This is a genomic window from Mesorhizobium sp. P5_C1 (assembly GCF_054049815.1).
The window spans coordinates 1-2545 of sequence record NZ_JBFULQ010000675.1 but is presented as its reverse complement, the minus strand read 5'-3'; the positions used below and the strand labels follow the sequence as shown (position 1 = coordinate 2545).

The 2545-nt window shown below is 58.4% G+C and carries 2 protein-coding genes and 1 pseudogene; 1 reads left to right on the top strand and 2 read right to left on the bottom strand.

Features of this window, described 5'->3' with window-relative positions; all coding sequences use genetic code 11:
* Window positions 1-380: 380 nt before the first annotated feature.
* Complete coding sequence (locus tag ACXJ7R_RS29760; RefSeq protein WP_457154943.1) at window positions 381-1301, bottom strand: LysR family transcriptional regulator; 921 nt, start codon at window positions 1299-1301, stop codon at window positions 381-383.
* A 125-nt stretch (window positions 1302-1426) separates the two neighbouring features.
* Between ACXJ7R_RS29760 and ACXJ7R_RS29755 the strand changes: the two genes are divergently transcribed.
* Entirely contained in the window at window positions 1427-1852 is a 426-nt protein-coding gene (locus ACXJ7R_RS29755; RefSeq protein ID WP_457154942.1) for a RidA family protein, read from the top strand.
* Window positions 1853-2324: 472 nt separating this feature from the next.
* Here the strand turns inward: ACXJ7R_RS29755 and glnQ are convergent.
* A pseudogene (gene glnQ / locus ACXJ7R_RS29750) lies at window positions 2325-2545 on the bottom strand (glutamine ABC transporter ATP-binding protein GlnQ); the annotation flags it as partial.

Sequence of the window (2545 nt, the reverse complement as noted above, 5' to 3'; positions counted from 1 at the left end):
ATCGTTGACGGGGTTGAGCTCCGTGAAAATTGAAAGTCGCCCGGTAGTAGAGCGCCTCGCCACGACAAACCGGTCGGCCGTTGATCTGGCCTCGCGACGTCAGCGATCTCGCCCGCTGGCTGCCAACTGGCTGCAACCGGCTGATTTGGATGGGTGGGAAGCTGCCGTTCGGCTCAACGCCAGAACAGCCACGTTGCGCAAAGTACCAAGCCAGTACTTAGACGTCGCGTTTGGGGCCGTAACCGGACTGTCAGGTCTCGGCAGGCATTTGAGATAAGCTGCCGTTCTCCATACGACCCCAATTCGGTCGTTCAACGAGCCCSGCCAAATGGCCAAAAGCGGTCAGCCCTGTTGAGAAGGCRTAGRTGCGCTGAGGGCTCTCACAAATCCGTCGTTTTCCCGCTTTGCGCCAGACGTTGAACGAGCAGATCAATGAGCATTCGGACCTTCGAGGGCATATAGCGACGATCTGGATAGAGCGTGTAWACCGGTAGCSGTTCACCTTGATACTCTGCCAGAAGGGGGACCAACCTTCCCGCTTCGAGATCGGCCGCCACAATWGCGCTTGGCAGACTGGCGATGCCGAGTCCCCCAATCGCTGCGGCACGCAGGCCATCGGCGCTATCCATGACCATTCTCGCTTGCGCATGCCTAACTTTCACCAGTTCATCACCGGCCTGAAGCGACCAGGCCATTAAGTGGCCGTCGCGGCCAAATGCCAGATGATCATGTTCGTTTAGCATTTCGGGGTTGTCTGGCTGGCCGCGTTTGGAGAGGTAGGACGGCGCGGCGCACAGGACTCCATCGATCCGATCAATGACGCGGCTCACAAGGCCGGTGCTGAATTCAAGTCCCCCTATGCGAACCGCGAGATCATAGCCGCCGCCAACGAGGTCACTGATGCGATCGGAAAATGTCACCTCTGCCCTGATCTCTGGCCATTGGAGGAGGTATTCCTGCAGAACCGGCAAGATGCGTAGCCGGCCATAGGCATCAGGAACGGACAGTTTTATCGTGCCACGGGGCTTTTGCTCACGGTGCCGGACTGCCGCCTCTGCTTCTTCCAGATCTGCCAGCAGCGAAACGCAGCGTTCGTAGAAAAGCAGGCCGTCCGAAGTGGGCGAAACTCGGCGCGTACTTCGGTTAAGCAACCTTGCGCCAAGACGCTCCTCCAGCCTGATAACGGCCTTCCCCACAGCCGATCGCGTTATGCGCAGCGCTCGCCCAGCCGACGTGAAATCGCCAGCGTCCACCACAGCGATAAACGCCCGGATGACTCCGATATCGAGTTCGTCTCGCAACAGGTATCCCCCGTCCGTTGTGTGGGGACACACATTCCCCAATAGATCGCTTATATCGCGAATTGTAGCGCCAGAACACCTCCCGTTCCCAGTTGCGAGTCAAGCAAACACGATGGAGAATAGCTATGTCCGCCATGTCCCCTCGCGATACCGCCCCGGTGGTTCGTCACAATCCGTCAACGATGTGGGATTCGACCGCGAACGGTCACTCACAAATCAGCGTCGCCCAGGCAAGGCAGTTGGCCTACCTGTCGGGGCAGATTGCATCCCCGCTCGACGGCTCGGCGGTGCCAGAGACAGTAGGTGGCCAAGCGGAGCTCATTGCCGATAGCTTGAAGGCTGCCCTCCAAGAACTAGGCGCCTCGACAGACGACATCGTTATGCTTCGCATCTATGTTGTCGATGGCACAACAGAGCGCTTTCTCGAGGCCTATGCACCGATCCAAGCGATGCTTGCCGGAACAATGCCGAGTCTCACCGTGTTGGGGGTGCAGTCCCTCTTTACCCCAATGTTGCAACTCGAAGTGGAGATGGTCGTCCGCGTCCCATGACGAAGACAGGTGGAGGTCGGGGCCCARCCATGGCTGCTTTCAGGAGGACCTGAACGAGCCATGCGACGGTTGAAATGAGGRSGCTTTTCGGACAGGCAGCTTCGGGGCCGTTTGCGGACCGGCAGCTTCGAGGCTCGAATGGTGAGAAGCAGACCTGCAGGCGCCTGCATGCATCAACGCGAATGAACTGGACCCGTGCGGACCTTCCTTCAGGCCGGCACTTTGAGGAAGCTTGTAGCCCGTGTTTCGTTGGGTACAGCAATGCGTCTGCTGTCACTATGCAAAATTTTGCTGCGGGGCGTGTCCGGGTCGTACAGTGGATATCTGTTTCGTCTCCTCAGGGCGCTTAGCCTTTTGGCGGTTGCGAGGGGCTCGAACGGCGCCCGGTCCCGACAAACTTCCATTCCTTCGCCCATGGACTCTTTGGAAAGTGAAACTGGTTCAATGGTTCCGATCTAGGGCACTGCTGACCCTAGATTACGCGAGCGAGAAAGTCTGCGGTCCTCTTGTGAGCAGGCTTCGTAAGAACCTGCGATGCCGGACCTTCCTCCTGGACGACGCCGTGATCCATGAAGACGACGCGGTCAGCAACTTCCCTTGCAAATCCGATCTCGTGCGTCACGACCACCATGGTCATTCCACCAACGGCTAGCTGCTTCATGACCTCTAGAACCTCGCCGACCAATTCCGGAT